The organism is Vibrio sp. 10N.247.311.13 (genome assembly GCF_041467595.1).
Classification (GTDB): Bacteria; Pseudomonadota; Gammaproteobacteria; order Enterobacterales; family Vibrionaceae; genus Vibrio; species Vibrio crassostreae_C.
The window spans coordinates 1-18,942 of sequence record NZ_JBFSUX010000053.1; the positions used below are offsets into that span (position 1 = coordinate 1).

At 45.7% G+C, this 18,942-nt stretch carries 16 protein-coding genes; 1 reads left to right on the plus strand and 15 read right to left on the minus strand.

Annotated elements, in window-relative coordinates; translation table 11 throughout:
- Positions 1-100: 100 nt before the first annotated feature.
- Positions 101-1,141: a recombinase RecA gene (gene recA, locus AB6E52_RS17990; protein WP_017056586.1), complete on the minus strand. Its 1,041-nt coding sequence runs from the start codon at positions 1,139-1,141 to the stop codon at positions 101-103.
- 139 nt (positions 1,142-1,280) lie between these two features.
- Positions 1,281-1,775 carry a nicotinamide-nucleotide amidase gene (gene pncC, locus AB6E52_RS17995; protein ID WP_102319958.1) on the minus strand — a complete coding sequence of 165 codons (495 nt, stop codon included), beginning with the start codon at positions 1,773-1,775 and terminating at the stop codon, positions 1,281-1,283.
- A 124-nt stretch (positions 1,776-1,899) separates the two neighbouring features.
- On the opposite strand from pncC, the gene mutS reads away from it, so the two are divergent.
- Complete coding sequence (gene mutS / locus AB6E52_RS18000) at positions 1,900-4,461, plus strand: DNA mismatch repair protein MutS (protein WP_017059026.1); 2,562 nt, start codon at positions 1,900-1,902, stop codon at positions 4,459-4,461.
- A gap of 140 nt (positions 4,462-4,601) precedes the next feature.
- Here mutS and rpoS read toward each other — a convergent pair whose 3' ends face one another.
- The 13 genes from rpoS to rlmD form a co-directional block, all read right to left on the minus strand.
- Positions 4,602-5,582: an RNA polymerase sigma factor RpoS gene (rpoS, locus tag AB6E52_RS18005; protein ID WP_102319876.1), complete on the minus strand. Its 981-nt coding sequence runs from the start codon at positions 5,580-5,582 to the stop codon at positions 4,602-4,604.
- Positions 5,583-5,680: 98 nt separating this feature from the next.
- Positions 5,681-6,595, minus strand: coding sequence for a murein hydrolase activator NlpD (gene nlpD, locus AB6E52_RS18010; protein WP_102319875.1), 915 nt, complete (start codon positions 6,593-6,595; stop codon positions 5,681-5,683).
- Between the two features lie 34 nt (positions 6,596-6,629).
- Positions 6,630-7,256 carry a protein-L-isoaspartate(D-aspartate) O-methyltransferase gene (locus AB6E52_RS18015; RefSeq protein WP_017059029.1) on the minus strand — a complete coding sequence of 209 codons (627 nt, stop codon included), beginning with the start codon at positions 7,254-7,256 and terminating at the stop codon, positions 6,630-6,632.
- Positions 7,257-8,000: a 5'/3'-nucleotidase SurE gene (surE, locus tag AB6E52_RS18020; protein WP_017059030.1), complete on the minus strand. Its 744-nt coding sequence runs from the start codon at positions 7,998-8,000 to the stop codon at positions 7,257-7,259.
- Between the two features lie 81 nt (positions 8,001-8,081).
- Positions 8,082-9,128, minus strand: coding sequence for a tRNA pseudouridine(13) synthase TruD (gene truD / locus AB6E52_RS18025; protein WP_017059031.1), 1,047 nt, complete (start codon positions 9,126-9,128; stop codon positions 8,082-8,084).
- 22 nt (positions 9,129-9,150) lie between these two features.
- On the minus strand, positions 9,151-9,630 hold the full coding sequence (gene ispF / locus AB6E52_RS18030) for a 2-C-methyl-D-erythritol 2,4-cyclodiphosphate synthase (RefSeq protein WP_102319874.1): 480 nt from the start codon (positions 9,628-9,630) through the stop codon (positions 9,151-9,153).
- A 2-nt stretch (positions 9,631-9,632) separates the two neighbouring features.
- A complete protein-coding gene (gene ispD, locus AB6E52_RS18035) occupies positions 9,633-10,334 on the minus strand; it encodes a 2-C-methyl-D-erythritol 4-phosphate cytidylyltransferase (RefSeq protein WP_017067355.1) in 702 nt (233 codons plus the stop codon).
- On the minus strand, positions 10,334-10,615 hold the full coding sequence (gene ftsB / locus AB6E52_RS18040; protein ID WP_010435786.1) for a cell division protein FtsB: 282 nt from the start codon (positions 10,613-10,615) through the stop codon (positions 10,334-10,336). The genes ispD and ftsB overlap by 1 nt, the downstream gene beginning before the upstream one ends.
- A gap of 401 nt (positions 10,616-11,016) precedes the next feature.
- Positions 11,017-12,315: a phosphopyruvate hydratase gene (gene eno / locus AB6E52_RS18045; protein ID WP_017059033.1), complete on the minus strand. Its 1,299-nt coding sequence runs from the start codon at positions 12,313-12,315 to the stop codon at positions 11,017-11,019.
- A gap of 81 nt (positions 12,316-12,396) precedes the next feature.
- Positions 12,397-14,037, minus strand: a complete 1,641-nt coding sequence (locus tag AB6E52_RS18050; RefSeq protein ID WP_017063214.1) for a CTP synthase — start codon at positions 14,035-14,037, stop codon at positions 12,397-12,399.
- 150 nt (positions 14,038-14,187) lie between these two features.
- Positions 14,188-14,985 carry a nucleoside triphosphate pyrophosphohydrolase gene (gene mazG, locus AB6E52_RS18055; protein ID WP_102319873.1) on the minus strand — a complete coding sequence of 266 codons (798 nt, stop codon included), beginning with the start codon at positions 14,983-14,985 and terminating at the stop codon, positions 14,188-14,190.
- A gap of 208 nt (positions 14,986-15,193) precedes the next feature.
- Entirely contained in the window at positions 15,194-17,416 is a 2,223-nt protein-coding gene (relA, locus tag AB6E52_RS18060) for a GTP diphosphokinase (RefSeq protein WP_017059036.1), read from the minus strand.
- Positions 17,417-17,550: 134 nt separating this feature from the next.
- Complete coding sequence (gene rlmD / locus AB6E52_RS18065; protein WP_017059037.1) at positions 17,551-18,870, minus strand: 23S rRNA (uracil(1939)-C(5))-methyltransferase RlmD; 1,320 nt, start codon at positions 18,868-18,870, stop codon at positions 17,551-17,553.
- Positions 18,871-18,942: the final 72 nt, after the last annotated feature.

Genomic DNA, 18,942 nt, shown 5'->3' on the forward strand with positions numbered 1-18,942 from the left:
CAGCTGATGCTGTTGGCTTAGTAGAAATACTGTCAACGTATTTTAGGACGAGACACAAAGCGGATGCTTCTTTCAAACATCCACTCTATAAAACGTGAGCTTATAGCTCTTCGTTTTCTTCTTCTTTCTCTACGTCTTTCTCTTCAAGAACAGCTGGAGTCAGTAGTAACTCACGAAGTTTAGTATCGATCTCTAGAGCAACTTCTGGGTTTTCACGTAGGTATTTACCAGCGTTAGCTTTACCTTGGCCGATCTTATCGCCTTTGTAGCTGTACCAAGCGCCTGCTTTTTCTACTAGCTTATTCTTAACACCTAAGTCGATAAGCTCACCTTCGCGGTTGAAGCCTTTACCGTAAAGGATTTGAGTCTCAGCTTGTTTGAATGGTGCAGCAATCTTGTTCTTAACGACCTTGATACGAGTTTCGTTACCAACAACTTCATCACCATCTTTAATCGCACCAGTACGGCGAATATCAAGACGAACAGATGCGTAGAACTTAAGTGCGTTACCACCTGTTGTTGTTTCTGGGTTACCGAACATCACACCAATTTTCATACGAATTTGGTTAATGAAGATAGCCATACAGTTAGACTGCTTAAGGTTACCCGTCAGCTTACGCATTGCTTGAGAAAGCATACGAGCCTGAAGACCCATGTGGCTGTCGCCCATTTCGCCTTCGATTTCTGCCTTTGGTGTTAGGGCTGCTACTGAGTCAATAACAAGAACGTCGATTGCACCTGAACGAGCCAGTGCATCACAGATTTCCAGCGCTTGCTCACCAGTATCTGGTTGAGAAACAAGAAGTGCATCGATATCAACACCAAGCTTTTGAGCGTAGATAGGGTCTAGTGCGTGCTCCGCATCAACGAATGCACACGTCTTTCCCACTTTCTGTGCTGCAGCAATAAGCTCAAGCGTTAGCGTTGTTTTACCTGATGATTCTGGACCGTAAACTTCTACGATACGTCCCATCGGTAGGCCACCAGCACCTAGTGCGATATCTAGAGATAGAGAACCTGTAGAAATAGTTTCTACGTCCATTGTGCGGTTATCACCAAGACGCATGATAGAACCTTTACCAAATTGCTTTTCAATCTGACCAAGGGCTGCGGCTAACGCTTTTTGTTTATTCTCGTCCATTTCTATCTCCACATAATCGGTTGTCTCAACAAGCGATCTAGAATCTATTTCTAACCCACATAGGGGTGACTAATTGGCTTTCATTATACTGTTGATTCATACAGTGTCTATACCTGTATGAAAATAATTTGTACAAATGTTACTTACCTTCCATTGATAGGTAATCATAAATAACTTGCAGGGCATGGTGCGTGGCTTGTTGGCGTACTTGTGATCTGTCGCCTGTAAATACATGCGTTTCTACTTTATCCCAGCCATTTAGCGCTTTCCACGCGAAGCATACTGTACCAACAGGCTTATCTTCGGTCGCGCCACCTGGGCCAGCGATGCCACTGATTGATACAGAGATCGTCCCGTTTGAATGTTGCAATGCCCCGCTCGCCATTTCTATTACGACAGGCTCACTCACGGCGCCGAACTCCATTAAGGTTTTAAACTGTACACCGATCATCTCTTGTTTGGCTTCATTGCTGTACGTAACAAAAGCGCGATCAAACCATCCAGAGCTGCCCGCAATATCGGTGACTGCACTCGCGACACCTCCGCCAGTGCAAGATTCAGCCGTCACTAACACGTGTTTGTGTTTAGCGAGTAAATGTCCAAGCTGCTCACTAAGGTCTTGAGTCATCTGCATCATCTGCTTCCCTTTATTTACTGTCATATCATTTGGATTCGCATCTTTTCGCATCAGCCGCTTTTCGCACGAAACGCTTTCACGTATCCTAAGCCGCAATAGAAATAAACGAAAGAAGTTAACTGTGAAAGCCGATCAAAAACATACTCCCATGATGCAGCAGTATCTAAAACTGAAAGCAGAAAACCCAGAAATTCTGCTGTTCTACCGCATGGGCGATTTCTACGAGCTTTTCTACGATGACGCTAAAAAAGCCTCTCAACTCCTCGATATTTCACTGACTAAGCGTGGCTCATCAAATGGTGAACCGATTCCGATGGCAGGTGTTCCATACCATGCGGTTGAAGGATACCTTGCAAAGTTAGTGCAACTTGGTGAGTCCGTAGCAATTTGTGAACAGATTGGTAATCCAGCACTTTCAAAAGGCCCTGTTGAGCGCGCAGTAGTGCGTATCGTGACACCGGGTACCGTAACCGACGAAGCCTTGCTTTCTGAACGCGTTGATAACCTAATTGCAGCCATTTATCACCACAACGGTAAATTCGGTTATGCGACACTTGATATTACCTCTGGCCGATTCCAACTTTGCGAGCCAGAAACAGAAGAAGCGATGGCCGCTGAGCTACAAAGAACCTCTCCGCGTGAGCTGCTGTTCCCTGAAGATTTCGAACCCGTCGATTTAATGGCAAGCCGTAATGGCAACCGCCGCCGCCCTGTATGGGAATTTGAATTAGACACCGCTAAGCAGCAATTGAATAAGCAGTTTGGTACTCGCGATCTGGTTGGCTTTGGCGTAGAAAGCGCGAAACTGGGTCTATGTGCGGCTGGTTGTTTGATCCAATACGTGAAAGATACCCAACGTACTGCCCTCCCTCATATCCGTTCACTCACGATGGATAAACAAGATCACTCGGTGATCCTTGATGCTGCAACTCGTCGTAATTTGGAGATCACGCAAAATCTTGGGGGTGGTACTGATAACACCCTTGCCGAAGTACTTGATCACACTGCGACAGCAATGGGTAGCCGTATGCTTAAGCGTTGGTTACATCAACCAATGCGCAATATATCTGCACTCGATCAGCGCTTAGATGCAATTGGTGAAATGAAAGATTTGGCTCTATTCACAGAACTACAGCCAACCTTAAAACAGATTGGTGATATCGAACGTATTCTCGCTCGATTAGCACTTCGCTCTGCTCGCCCTCGCGATATGGCGCGTCTTCGCCAAGCAATGGAATATTTGCCAGAGCTTGCTGAAACACTGACGCAACTGAAGCACCCATACCTAACTCAACTTGCTCAATATGCTTCTCCTGTGGATGAGGTTTCTGAGCTGCTTGAACGTGCAATCAAAGAGAACCCACCGGTGGTTATCCGTGACGGTGGTGTGATTGCAGAAGGCTACAATGCCGAGTTAGACGAATGGCGCGACCTTGCAGCAGGCGCAACTGAATTTCTTGATAAGCTTGAGCAAGAAGAGCGTGAACGTCATGGCATCGACACGCTAAAAGTTGGCTACAACAACGTACATGGTTTCTTCATTCAAGTAAGCCGTGGGCAAAGCCATCTTGTGCCGCCACACTATGTTCGTCGTCAAACGCTGAAAAATGCTGAGCGTTACATCATTCCTGAGCTAAAAGAGCACGAAGACAAAGTACTTAACTCTAAGTCGAAAGCACTCGCTATCGAGAAACAGCTGTGGGAAGAGTTGTTTGACTTACTACTGCCGTATCTAGAGCGCCTACAAAATATCGCCTCTTCAGTATCTCAGCTTGATGTTCTACAGAACTTGGCTGAGCGTGCAGATACCCTTGATTACTGTCGTCCAACCATGACAGAGTCTGCTGGCGTACAAATTCAGGCCGGTCGTCACCCTGTTGTTGAACAAGTGATGGACGAACCTTTCATTGCTAACCCTATCGACCTGAATGATCAACGTAAGATGCTGATCATCACGGGTCCCAACATGGGTGGTAAATCGACCTACATGCGCCAAACGGCACTCATCGCATTGATGGCTCATATCGGTTGTTATGTTCCTGCAGAAAGCGCAACCATCGGCTCTATCGACCGTATCTTTACGCGTATTGGCGCATCCGATGATTTGGCTTCTGGCCGTTCAACCTTCATGGTTGAGATGACAGAAACCGCAAATATCCTGCACAATGCAACACCAAACAGCCTTGTGCTAATGGATGAAATCGGTCGTGGTACCAGTACTTACGATGGCCTGTCTCTGGCTTGGGCAAGTGCAGAGTGGCTAGCCAATCAAATCAATGCGATGACACTGTTTGCAACGCACTACTTTGAGCTAACTGAACTACCTAACCAACTTCCAACTTTAGCAAACGTACACTTAGATGCGGTTGAGCATGGTGATAGCATTGCCTTTATGCACGCAGTTCAAGAAGGTGCTGCAAGTAAATCTTATGGTCTAGCGGTTGCAGGTTTAGCTGGCGTACCGAAAGCAGTGATCAAGAATGCTCGTGCGAAGCTGACTCAGTTAGAAGCGTTAAGTATGGAGTCGCCAACATCGAAGCCAAGCGGTGTCGATATCGCAAACCAACTGAGCCTGATCCCAGAACCGAGTGAAGTAGAGCAAGCGCTAGCGAATGTTGATCCTGATGATCTAACTCCTCGCCAAGCATTAGAAGAACTTTACCGCTTGAAGAAGCTGCTTTAGTTTCTTACCAAGTAGCTTGTTATGGCCGTACTGCTATTTTGATTAGACGGCATGAAATACCAAAGCCACAAACAAAAAAACGCTGACTTAAAGTCAGCGTTTTTATTTGTCTTCTATTTAGAGAAGCATCATCCGTTCAATTAGTCGCTTTCTACGTTGAACAGGTTTTCCATATTCAGACCTTGCTTGATAAGAATCTCACGTAGACGGCGAAGACCTTCAACTTGGATTTGACGAACACGTTCACGAGTCAGGCTGATTTCGCGGCCCACTTCTTCTAATGTTGACGGTTCATAACCCAGTAGTCCAAAGCGACGCGCAAGCACCTCTTTCTGCTTAGGATTCAGCTCATCAAGCCAGAAAATCAACGAGTTCTTGATATCGCTATCTTGGGTTGAAACCTCAGGATCTGAATTATTGATGTCTGGAATAATATCCAACAGCGCTTTCTCACCGTCACCACCAATTGGCGTATCAACAGAGCTCACTCTTTCGTTTAGACGAAGCATCTTGCTCACATCACCAACCGGCTTATCTAGCTTAGAAGCAATTTCTTCTGCCGTTGGTTCATGGTCAAGCTTTTGTGATAGCTCTCTTGCAGTACGTAGGTAGATGTTCAGCTCTTTCACAACATGGATTGGCAAACGGATAGTGCGAGTCTGATTCATTAACGCACGTTCAATGGTTTGACGAATCCACCATGTCGCGTAAGTTGAGAAGCGGAAGCCACGCTCTGGATCAAACTTCTCTACGGCGCGAATCAAACCTAGGTTGCCTTCTTCGATTAGATCGAGAAGTGCAAGGCCGCGGTTGCTATAACGACGTGAAATTTTTACCACTAAACGCAGGTTACTTTCGATCATGCGTTTACGTGCTGCTTCATCACCGCGTAGAGCTCGACGTGCATATAGCACTTCTTCTTCAGCGGTTAGTAGTGGTGAGAAACCAATTTCGCCTAAGTAGAGTTGAGTGGCATCTAAACTTTTAGACGTAACTTCAACTTCTTCTTTCGCTTCGGTTTTCTTAGTGACTGTTCGTTTTGCTTTTCCAAGAGCTTCCGGTTCCGTGGTTGCTTGGTCAAGATCGAACTCTTCTTTGGTTACTGCATTGCTTATACTCATAACGCCTCCCCCTGGCGAAATTAGCATGACATTACAACTTCATATGTCGCTAAATGACTATGTCACTCCATACAATACGTAATTTTTGCATATTGTATTTAAGGTAAATATCGTTTTGGATTAACGGATTTACCTTGGTAACGAATCTCAAAGTGCAACCTAACACTGCTGGCTCCAGAGCTTCCCATTGTTGCAATCTTCTGCCCTGGTTTCACACTTTGCCCTTCAGATACTAATAGTCGGTCGTTATGCGCGTATGCACTTAAGTAATTATCATTGTGCTTCACAATCACTAGATTGCCGTAGCCTCGTAGTGCATTACCCGAATAAACAACCGTTCCCCCTGCAGTAGATACTATTGGCTGACCTCGCTGTCCTGCTATGTCTATGCCTTTATTTCCTTGTTCGCCTACAGAGAAACTCTTGATTACTCTCCCTTTAGTTGGCCATAACCATTTGGATACTTTATCACTTGTTGGTTTGGTGGGCGGTGTAACATTCTGTTTACCTTTAGAACCAACATACTCCTTTGATTTGGATTGTTCAACCTTCTTTGGTGGATCTTTTTTCACCACTTTGGTGGTAGTTTGAGCTGGAGCCGGTTTAGAGTTTTTGCTCGGTTGCGATGTGGTTTTAGGTTTACTTGCCGCAGATGACGTTGTCGATGCCGCGACAGGCGCAGCAACTGCTGCTGCCGCTACCGTTGATTTACCATACGCTGGCGCATTGTAGCTAGGACGCCACAACTTAAGCTTCTGCCCGGGGTGGATAGTATAAGGCGCAGACAATTTGTTGTAGCTGACGAGGTCATTGACGTCTTTATTGGTCACATAAGCGATGAAATAAAGCGTATCGCCTTTTTTAACTTCATAGTAACTGCCACGATAACTACCACGATCAATCGATGAGTAATTCTTGTTTAGGTTTGAAACGGGCGCAGGCGAATTCGCTGCACACCCAACAAGGGCACAGCTAAGCAGTAAAGTACTTCCTTTTAACAACTTCGAACGCATCGACTCTCTATCCACCTACACCATTAGTCTTTTATTAAGCTAGCTCACCAGGAACAAGAGGTACAAATCTCACCATCTCGATAACACTCGATAAAAACTCATCGCCGTGTCGAACGATCTTCAATAGTTGCTGTTCGTCATCACCGACTGGAATCAGTAAACGACCGCCATCTTTCAGCTGTTGCAGAAGCGCTTGAGGAATCGACTCTGCAGCGGCGGTGACAATAATCGCATCAAAAGGGGCTTTTGAAGACCAACCTTGCCAACCATCACCGTGCTTAGTTGAGATATTGTAGAAATCGAGTTGCTTCAACCTACGCTTGGCATCCCATTGTAGCGACTTTATTCTTTCAACCGAATACACATGATCAACAAGTTGAGCCAATACCGCAGTTTGGTAACCAGAACCCGTTCCGATCTCCAAGACACGGCTATCTTGTTGTAATTCAAGTAGCTCTGTCATTTTAGCAACAATGTATGGCTGTGAGATTGTCTGACCCTGACCGATAGGCAGCGCATTATTATCATAGGCTTGGTGATACATCGCCTGTGATAAAAAGCTCTCTCTCGGCAGTTGGTAAATCGCATCAAGAACCTTTTGATCCTGAATACCATTTTCAATCAGGAAAGTAATTAAACGCTCAGCTTGCGGATTACTCACTTACTTCTCCCCTAACCATGTTGCCATCGCACCCAACGACTCATGCGCCGTCAGATCAACCTGCAACGGTGTTACCGACACAAAGCCATGCTCAATCGCGTAAAAATCGGTACCTTCACCGGCATCTTGCTCTTTACCCGGAGGGCCAAGCCAATAGATATCGTGACCACGCGGGTCTTTTTGCTTGATCATATCTTCAGCGTGATGACGAGCACCTAAGCGCGTCACCTGAGTACCAGACAATTGTTCTAAGGCTAAATCAGGAACGTTTACGTTCAACAAGCGGTTGGTCGGGATTGGGTTTGCTAAATGTTGTTCGACAATACGACGAGCAATCGCTGCCGCTGTCTTAAAATGTTTTTTTCCCACCAGAGAAAACGCTACCGATTGAACGCCTAGAAAATGCCCTTCCATTGCTGCAGCCACCGTGCCGGAATAAAGCACGTCATCACCCAGGTTAGCACCGTGATTAATGCCCGTTAATACCAGATCAGGCATGTCATTCTTTAGCAGTTCGTTTAACGCAAAATGCACACAGTCGGTCGGTGTTCCTTGTACCGAATAGGTATTTTCAGTAATCTCTTGAACACGCAGAGGCTGTTCTAAAGTTAATGAATTTGACGCACCCGAGCGATTACGGTCAGGGGCAACAATGATAACGTCAGCAAGATCACGTAGCTCATTTGCCAGCTCATGAATACCTTGAGCGTGCACACCATCATCATTGCTGAGTAAAATCTTCATCTTGTATCCTTTCTTTTGTTCCCATGCTAAGCCAAGTCACTTAAATTCCAATATCAAGTGACTCAGCTCCAAGCAGAATCATTATTGCTCGTAGGTTCTCTCTACGTGTACTTCTTCAACCAATTCGCGAACGATCGCTGTTGCGAAACAACCCGCATCAAGAGAGAACTTAAGCGTGACATTATCTTCGTTCACTTCCCAAGTTAAGTCTGTTGGTTTCAGTGACGCTTCACGGCGATCATGACGCATACGGTTACCACGAATCAGAGCCATTAGATCCGGTTCAGCATCAAGGTGTTTCTGTTCTAGAGCTTGAGACTCATCAATCGTTGGTAAGGCATTATCGCCAGCCAAAGCAACAGTTATCAAAGCAGAACCATTCGCAATGTCTTGGTTTACAGCTTCAATGTTGTCTGCTGTTACTGCCAGTTGAGCACCGTCTTTCACCACGATATCGCCAACCAATGCTGATGCAAACGCATCTTGCTCAATACGGTCTGAAAGGATCAGGTTGTAAATCCACGAACGAGCAGCAGAAAGGTACAAGCTGCGCTTATTCTGGTTACGAGTACGAACGTTATCGCGGCCCCAACGACGAGCTTCAGATAGGTTGTTACCTTCATTGCCAAAACGCTGAGCACCAAAGTAGTTTGGCACGCCCACTTGAGCGACTTTTTCCAAACGCTTGACCACATCATCGCAATCCGTTACTTCAGACAAGGTCAACTCAAATTGGTTGCCAACTAAATCGCCTGGACGTAACTTTTTGTTGTGTCGCGCTGTCGCTAAGATTTCAATGCTTGGGTATTGTGCTAAGAACCCTGAAAAGTCAGGCTCACCTTTCGGTAGGTGAACGCTCAACCACTGCTCTGTCACAGCGTGGCGGTCTTTCAAACCCGCCCAGCTCACGTCTTTCGACTTAACACCGCAAGCTTTAGCCAGCTCGTTTGCTACGAAGCTCGTGTTTTCACCAGTTTTACGAATACGAACCATTAGGTGCTCGCCTTCACCAGCAAACTCAAAACCCAAGTCTTCATTAACGACAAAGTGTTCGGCTTTTGCTTTTAGTTTTGCTTTCGCAGTTGGTTTACCGTTTAGATAAGCCAATGAAGATAAAATATCTGACATGCTGTTCTTTTCGTGTTGGTGCTTACGCACTTTTAGTAATTAGGACCACCGCTTCACATGCGATGCCCTCTTTGCGACCTGTAAAACCTAAACGCTCAGTGGTCGTCGCTTTTACATTCACATTGCTAATGCTGGTTTCTAGGTCTTGAGCAATAGCTTGGCACATAGAGTCTATATGAGGCGCCATCTTTGGAGCTTGCGCCATGATAGTAATATCGGCATTACCAATCACGTAACCTTGTTCTTTTACTCGACGGTAAACATCTTTCAGTAGCTCACGGCTATCCGCACCTTTCCATTCGTCATCGGTATCAGGGAAATGACGACCAATATCACCCGCAGCAATCGCACCCAATAGAGCGTCACACAACGCATGAACGGCAACATCACCGTCTGAGTGTGCAATAAGACCTTGCTCGTAAGGGATGCTTACACCACCAATAATTACCGGGCCTTCACCACCAAACTTATGTACATCAAAGCCATGGCCAATACGAATCATCATTATTCCTTATTCTGACTTAAATAGAACTCAGCAAGCGCTAAATCTTCAGGCTGAGTAATCTTAAAATTATCTGAACGCCCCGCCACTAAAGCGGGCGATAAACCTTTCCATTCAAAGGCTGAGGCTTCATCAGTAATTGAAGCGCCTTGTTGCAACGCCTCACTTAATGCCTTCCACAGAGGCTTTGCTCTGAACATTTGCGGCGTAAGTGCATGCCATAAATCGGCACGCTCAACGGTATGCTCGATCTGCCCTTGGGCACCGCGCTTCATCGTGTCACGAACTGGAGCCGCTAAAATAGCGCCCACATCATGGCTCATCGCGCCGGAAATTAGCTTGTCGATATCACTTAGCTGAACACACGGCCTTGCCGCATCGTGAACCATTACCCAATCACTAAGCTGCTGCTCAGCGATATAGTTTAGCGCAGAGAGTACAGAGTCCGCTCGCTCGCTTCCGCCTGACACTCTGATCACTTGCGGGTTCAGGTTGAGTGCTAGATCAGGGTAGTATGGGTCATCATCGCTGATCGCAACGACAATTTGAGCGACTTGTGGGTGAGACAGTAATTTCTCAATGGTGTGCTCTAAAATTGTTTTGCCGTGAATCTTGAGATATTGCTTAGGGCGGTCTGCCTTCATTCGGCTACCGACGCCCGCCGCAGGTACAACGGCAATCACGCTTTGAAGTTGAGTCGACATTAATGGGATTCCTCACCAATGATGCGATAAAACGTTTCACCTTCTTTGACCATTCCAAGTTCATGACGTGCGCGTTCTTCTATCGCGTCTAAGCCTTGGCGTAGATCGTCAATTTCAGCAAACATTTCTGCATTTCGAATATGCAGCTTTTCATTTACTTGCTGTTGAACTTGGATTTCGTTGTTCACACCGTAGTAATCAGAGATACCATTTTTACCGAGCCACAGTGTGTGTTGTAGCCAGCCAAACACTATGAGCAGTACTAAAGCAAAAATTCGCATAACACCTTTCGCCGGTTGAAAAAGAAGGAACTAGAATAAGGCACATATATACCATAATGAGCTTATTGGTGCGAGATATGTGGTGTCAGGGAATCAATAAGTCGGGGAGTCATTGTCAGGAAAACAATGAGATTCCCTACTCCTTCCTTCGTCAGTCTAGGGAATGACGAACTTTATATGTGACAAGGAGGAGCTTTAGAGCCTAGAGCTTCTTTCATTCAGTTTTCTACAGACAAAAAAATGCCCCGCATAAGCGAGGCATTCAAAAGTATTAGTGCATAATTCTAACTAGTTGGTGCTGTAGCAAGGCAACAAAGAAGATTCAGCTATGGAGCATAGTTTCCTATGTGACTTAGTGAATCTTCTGCAGTTAACGCAGCTACAGTGCCAAATAGGACGAATTATTGACCTTTAACTTCTTTAAGACCGTTGTAAGGAGCTTTAGAACCTAGAGCTTCTTCGATACGGATAAGTTGGTTGTACTTAGCAACACGGTCAGAACGGCTCATAGAACCAGTTTTGATTTGACCTGCAGCTGTACCTACCGCTAGATCAGCGATAGTTGCATCTTCAGTTTCGCCAGAACGGTGAGAGATTACTGCAGTGTAGCCAGCGTCTTTAGCCATCTTGATAGCAGCTAGAGTCTCTGTTAGAGAACCGATTTGGTTGAACTTGATAAGGATAGAGTTAGCTACGCCTTTCTCGATACCTTCAGCAAGAATCTTAGTGTTTGTAACGAACAGATCGTCACCAACGATTTGAAGCTTGTCGCCTAGAAGTTCAGTTTGGTGCTTGAAGCCATCCCAATCTGACTCGTCAAGACCGTCTTCGATAGAAACGATTGGGAAGTTGTTCGCTAGCTCAGCTAGGTAGTGGTTGAACTCTTCAGAAGTGAAAGTTTTACCTTCGCCCTTCATGTTGTAGATGCCAGCTTCTTTGTCGAAGAACTCAGATGCTGCACAGTCCATAGCAAGAGTAACGTCTTTACCTAGTTCGTAACCAGCAGCTGCAACAGCTTCTGCGATAACTTCTAGAGCTTCAGCGTTAGACTTAAGGTTAGGAGCGAAACCACCTTCATCACCAACTGCAGTGCTGTAGCCTTTAGACTTAAGAACTTTAGCTAGGTTGTGGAATACTTCAGCGCCGATACGTAGACCTTCTTTAAGAGTTTTAGCGCCAACTGGTTGGATCATGAACTCTTGGATGTCAACGTTGTTATCTGCGTGCTCACCACCGTTGATGATGTTCATCATTGGTAGAGGCATAGAGAACTGACCAGCAGTACCGTTTAGCTCAGCGATGTGCTCGTATAGAGGCATGCCTTTCGCAGCAGCAGCAGCTTTTGCGTTAGCTAGAGATACAGCTAGGATAGCGTTCGCGCCGAACTTAGACTTGTTATCAGTACCGTCTAGGTCAAGCATGATTTGGTCAACGTCAGCTTGTGCTTTAGCGTCAGTACCAACTAGAGCTTCAGCGATTGGGCCGTTTACAGCTTCAATAGCTTTAAGAACACCTTTACCTAGGAAACGTGATTTGTCGCCGTCACGTAGCTCAAGAGCTTCGCGAGAACCAGTAGATGCGCCAGATGGAGCAGCAGCCATACCTACGAAACCGCCTTCTAGGTGTACTTCAGCTTCTACAGTTGGGTTACCACGTGAATCGATGATTTCACGACCTAGAACTTTAACGATCTTAGACATTGAATGTTTCCTTCTCGTTGAATATATAAATGTCAAATTTAAAGGTAGCAGCACAACTTACGCAGCTACCTGTATTCCTTTTTACTTCTCTAACTCGCCGCGCTGGAACTCACCAGCCGCTTTAACGAAACCTGCAAACAATGGGTGACCATCGCGAGGTGTTGAAGTGAACTCTGGGTGGAATTGAGCAGCAACGAACCATGGGTGGTTCGGGTTCTCAATAACTTCAACCAGTTTCTTGTCCGCAGATAGACCCGATACTTTTAGGCCCGCTTTTTCGATTTGTGGACGAAGATTGTTGTTCACTTCGTAACGGTGACGGTGACGTTCATGGATCGTCGCGCTACCGTATAATTCGTAAGCTTTCGTCCCTTTCGCTAGGTGACAAAGCTGTGAACCAAGACGCATTGTGCCGCCAAGGTCAGATGTTTCTGTACGCTCTTCAACTTTACCTTCGCCATCAGTCCACTCAGTGATAAGACCAACAACTGGGTACTTAGTTTCAGTACAGAATTCAGAAGAGTGTGCCCCTTCCATTTTCGCAACGTTACGAGCGTACTCGATAAGTGCTACTTGCATACCTAGACAGATACCTAAGTACGGTACTTTGTTTTCACGAGCGTATTGAGCAGCAAGAATCTTACCTTCAACACCACGGTCACCAAAGCCACCAGGAACTAGGATTGCATCTAGGCCTTCTAAAACTTCTACGCCACGAGACTCAACGTCTTGTGAATCTACGTATTTAATATTAACGCTTAGGCGATTTTTCAAGCCCGCGTGTTTTAGCGCTTCATTTACTGATTTGTATGCGTCTGGTAGTTCAATGTACTTACCAACCATACCAATCGTCACTTCACCCGTTGGGTTAGCTTCTTCGTAAATTACTTGTTCCCATTCAGACAGGTCTGCTTCTGGAGCTGTGATGCCGAAACGCTTACATACAAGTTCATCAGTACCTTGAGCTTTAATAAGCTGAGGGATCTTGTAGATAGAGTCAACATCGCGCATAGAAATAACTGCATTTTCTTGCACATTACAGAACAGAGCAATTTTCTTACGCTCGTTCGAAGGAATGTTGCGGTCTGAACGACAAACTAGGATGTCTGGCTGAATACCAATAGACAGTAGCTCTTTTACAGAGTGTTGCGTTGGCTTAGTTTTCACTTCGCCCGCAGCTGCTAGGTATGGCACTAGAGTAAGGTGCATGAACATTGCGCGTTCACGGCCTAGTTCTACTGCTAGCTGACGAATCGCTTCCATGAATGGTAGAGATTCGATATCACCAACCGTACCACCAACTTCAACGATCGCGATATCGTGGCCAGCTGCGCCAGAAATTACACGCTCTTTGATAGAGTTAGTGATGTGTGGGATAACCTGAATAGTTGCACCTAGGTAATCACCGCGACGCTCTTTTGCTAGTACGTCTGAGTAAACACGACCTGCAGTGAAGTTGTTACGCTTAGTCATCTTGGTGCGAATGAATCGCTCATAGTGACCAAGGTCAAGGTCTGTTTCAGCGCCATCTTCCGTAACGAACACTTCACCGTGCTGAGTCGGGCTCATAGTGCCTGGATCAACGTTGATGTAAGGGTCAAGCTTCATCATGGTCACTTTAAGACCACGAGCTTCTAAAATAGCTGCAAGAGATGCTGCAGCAATACCTTTACCTAGAGAGGATACAACCCCGCCAGTAACAAAAATGTAATTTGTCGTCATGTTTAACCTGAAATTGGTTGAATGAGGGAAATGGACTACTTCTGGACGGGATGAAAATATACCAGAAGCCCCTTATCGCCACAACGTGAAATCTATCACACTGCTATTTTTTATTTTTTGCTTCAAATCAATTCATGATAAAAGCTTTGGTTATCTTTTCTCCGCCACTTTGACTTCATCCCACATGGAATCAAGCTGTTGTAGTGAAAAGTCAGTCAAATTTTTATCTTGCTGACGAACTTTTTGTTCCACCCCTTTAAAGCGACGCGAAAACTTGAGATTGGCTTTATTGAGTGCCGATTCTGGGTTTTTACCTAAATGTCGTACCAAATTGACCGTCGCAAACAGCAAGTCTCCCAACTCTTCTTCAACCAAATCTTCATTTGGCGTCACTTGAAGTGCCTCTTCCAGCACCTCATCGACTTCCTCTAAAACCTTATTAGCCACTGGGCCAATAGAGTCCCAATCAAAGCCATATTTCGCTACCTGTTTTTGAATCTTTGTAGCACGTGAAAGCACAGGTAGAGAGTTTGGTATTGAGTCTAGAATACTTTCTTGAGTTTTGCCTGCCTGAGCTTTTTCTTTGGCTTTTTCAGCTTCCCAGTTGGCATTAATTTCTTCATCGCTCGCAAACTCGGTATCAGAAAACACATGCGGATGGCGGCGTGTTAGCTTTTCGTTAATGCCATCAACCACATCAGAGAACTCAAACAACCCCTGTTCTTTCGCTAACTGGCTATAGAAGATCACCTGAAACAACAAGTCACCCAACTCTTCTTGTAGGTTCGGCCAATCTTTGTTGTGAATCGCATCCACCACTTCGTAGGTCTCTTCGATAGTATGCGGGACAATTGTTTCAAAATTTTGTTTTAAATCCCAAGGACAGCCACCTTCTGGATCGCGCAGCTTAGTCATAATTTGTTCTAGTTGTTCAATCGGGTGGCTCATGGTGCTTTCCTATTATTCTGTTTGATTGTTTTAATCTAATTCTTTTCTTAAAACTAAAAAAGGTGAGCAGCCAAAACCACTCACCTTTCTATTTTTCGTCATCTCCAAGAGTGAAGTATGAGCGAGTTGGGGATCTCAAACCGCTTGGCGAGATTCCCTATCACGTTCGTCCCTCACTGTAGGGAATGACATAAATGACACAAAAGGATCATCCAAGTCTCTTAACGCTCATTACATCTTTGATCTGCTCGACTCGACTTGTCACTCGGCTCAGAATCTCAATATTGGTCACTTCCAAATCGAAATCCATTACCGATAGCTGACGCTTGTAGTCGATGCGGCTCTTCATTGTCGTCACACTGATCTTCTCGTTCGAGAACAGTGAGGTGATGTCTTTCAACAAGCCATTACGTTCTAGCGCTTCAACACGCAGCGTTAGGATGTATGAGCCGACAAAGCCATTACCCCAAACGGTATCAATGATACGTTCTGGCGCATGCACGCTTAGCTCGCCTAGCTGTTCACAGTCAGCGCGGTGCACTGAGATACCACGACCTTGAGTGATGTAACCTTTAATCACATCACCTGGGATTGGCTGACAGCAACGCGCTAGGTGCGTCATTAGGTTATCAACGCCCTCAACCACTACCGCATCTTTCTTCGGACGACTCTGTTGTGCCGGCTTGTTTTCCGACTCAAGCAGTTTCTCTAGCGCTTTCTTGTCTTCTTCTTCCGCCGTTGGCTTATTCACTAGCGCATTGATGTGATTAACCACTTGGTTAATACGCAAGTCGCCACTACCAATACCTGCATAGAGTTCGTCTGGCGTATTCACGTTAAAGCGTTTTAGTGCGTATTGATCAGCATCTTTTAGGGTTGCGCCTACTTTCGCTAGCTCAACTTCCAGGATATCACGACCCGCTTCTAGGTTTTTCTCACGGCTTTGTGCGCGGAACCAAGCGTTGATTTTCGCTCGAGCTCGACCAGAATGAACAAAACCTGTGGTTGGATTTAACCAGTCACGAGATGGGTTCGGCTCTTTCTGCGTGATGATCTCAACTTGATCGCCCATCGATAGTTTATGAGTGAACGGTACGATACGCCCCGCTACTTTGGCACCGATACAGCGGTGTCCGACCATCGAGTGGATGTGGTAGGCGAAATCCAACGGGGTTGCGCCCATTGGTAAGTCGACCACGTCACCACGTGGAGTAAATGCGTATACACGGTCATCGAAGACTTGGCTACGTACCTCATCCAGCATCTCGCCAGAGTCCGACATCTCTTCTTGCCAGTCGATAAGTTTACGCAACCAAGTGATTTTCTCATCGTAGCCACTACGGCCGCTTGAAGCTCCTTCTTTGTACTTCCAGTGCGCCGCCACACCAAGCTCAGAGTCTTCGTGCATTTGCTTAGTACGGATCTGAATCTCAATGGTCTTGCCTTCAGGGCCAAGTACTACGGTATGAATCGACTGGTAACCATTTGGCTTAGGGTTCGCCACATAATCATCAAATTCGCTCGGGAGGTGCTTGTATTTAGTGTGTACCACCCCAAGGCCGGCGTAACAGTCTTGCAGCTGATCAGCGATAATACGTACTGCTCGTACGTCAAAAAGCTCATCGAAGGCTAAGCCTTTCTTCTGCATTTTGCGCCAGATACTGTAGATGTGTTTTGGTCGGCCACTCACTTCAGCATTGATGTTTGAACGCTGCATTTCTGCGGTTAAATCATCAACGAAATCTGTGATGTATTGTTCACGAACGATACGACGCTCAGACAGCTGTTTTGCAATCTGCTTGTAGGTATCTGGTTGTTGGTAGCGGAATGCGTAATCTTCGATTTCCCACTTAAGTTGGCCGATACCTAAACGGTTTGCCAGTGGGGCATAGATGTTAGAACACTCTTTTGCGGCCGCGCGACGCACAGCATCAGGCGCTTTTTTTACCTCGATAAGGTTACAGATTCGTTCAGCGAGTTTGATGACTACGCAGCGGAAATCATCGACCATAGCCAGTAGCATGCGTCGAACGTTATCAACTTGACCCGAGGCAGCACTGCCTTCAAGGGTCACGTTTAACTGGCCTAAGGCCGCCATTTCTTCAACGCCATCGATCAACTTTACGGTTTCTTTACCGTAGCTTTCTTCAAACGCTTCGCGCTCAAAAACGCCGCTTGAGACGACGGGGAAAAGTTGTGCAGCAATTAAAGTGGCACGGTCCATGGACAAGGTGACCAAGATTTCGATCATCTCACGGCCACGCCAAAGCAAGAGCGATGCTTGCTCGTGATCTTTTAAAAGTTCTTCACAGTGACGATAAACTTTAATCAGTTTATTCGAGGTTTTTGCATCTTGATTCAATGACGCAATCCAACTTTCTAGCTCAAACTGTTCGCTTGGGTTTAAATGTGCGCTTCGTACCGCAACCATCATGCCTTCCTAGTTATTATGTTTTATACCCAATTCAATATGACTAACTGGTTCCAAGTTAGTTCGACCATATTGATATCAGCGCAGGCTTCCCTGCGCCTTTGTGATTCATTTGAAGCCTTGTTTAAGGGCCTCTAAGCCTTGATAAAGAGAGCCATCGATTCTAAATGGCTAGTGTGTGGGAACATATCCAACATACCAAGTTTGGCTAATTGGTAGCCTTGCTTTTCTAAGCTCTCTGAATCTCTAGCTAGAGTAGCAGGATTACACGAAACATAAACCACACGCTTCGCTCCTAACGCTGAAATTTGATCAACAACACCACTCGCTCCAGCACGAGCTGGGTCAAGTAAGATTTTATCAAATTTCTCTTTTGCCCAAGGCTGTGAAGATAAGTCTTCTTCAAGGTTAGCTTGGTAAAATTCCGTATTGCTTAACTGGTTTAACGCTGCATTAGATGTGGCTTGCTGAACCATTTCATCAACGCCTTCTACGCCAACCACAAACGCCGATTGTTGCGCGATAGGCAAACTGAAATTCCCTAAGCCGCAAAACAGGTCGAGCACTCGCTCATCCGCTTGAGGTTCTAGCCACTCAATCGCTTGAGCCACCATCTGCTGATTCACTTTCTGGTTTACTTGGATAAAGTGGTTTGGCTCAAACGGTAACGTCACGCCAGTTTCGCTGTAGCTAGGCGCATCACCAACCAGACGGACCAACTTATCGGTTTCAGGCATCGAGTACAGCGTAGCGCCTTCTTCTTTTGCTAACGCAATCAGCGCTTGCTCATCTTTTTCAACCAAAGGCTTAAGGTGACGTAGAACCATAACAGGGCCAGTATCGCCCAACACCAATTCAACGTGTCCTAAAGACGTAAGGCTGTTGAAAGTGTTCAGTAAATTTTTCAGTTTTGGCAGCAACACATTAAGGCGAGGATCAAGCACGGCACAGTCGGTGATGTTTTCAATCTGCTTACTCTGCTTCTTACGGAAACCGAATTGAAGCTGTTGTGTCTTCTTATCAACAAATAGGCTGATACGTGCGCGACGTCGATAACCGGTTTCATCACCGACAATAGGTTGTGCAACTTCAGTGTTCGCCGTTTGGTATTGGCTCATCAGGTGCGTCAGAGATTGCGATTTATGCTCAACCTGAGAAGAGTAACCTAGGTGTTGAAGGTGACAGCCACCACACTGATTAAAGTGCTTACAAAACGGCTTTAAACGCTGCTCGCTCGGCTTCAATAACTTGATGAGTTTAGCTCGCGAAAACTTACTTTTGCTCTCAGTAAGTTGAATAACCACCTGCTCACCGGGCAATGCGCCATCAATGAAAACCGGTTTATTCTTTTGATAAGCGATGCCAGCGCCATTGTGATCCATTCGTTCAACCAAAACCGATTGATGCTTGGTCTCGAGTTGAGTTTTCTTTTTTGGTTGGAAAAAACGTGCCATTGCTTGTGCCTAATGTATCTTTTAATAAGTAATTGGTATCCAGGACTCACTATTATGTCTTGGAATCATTGT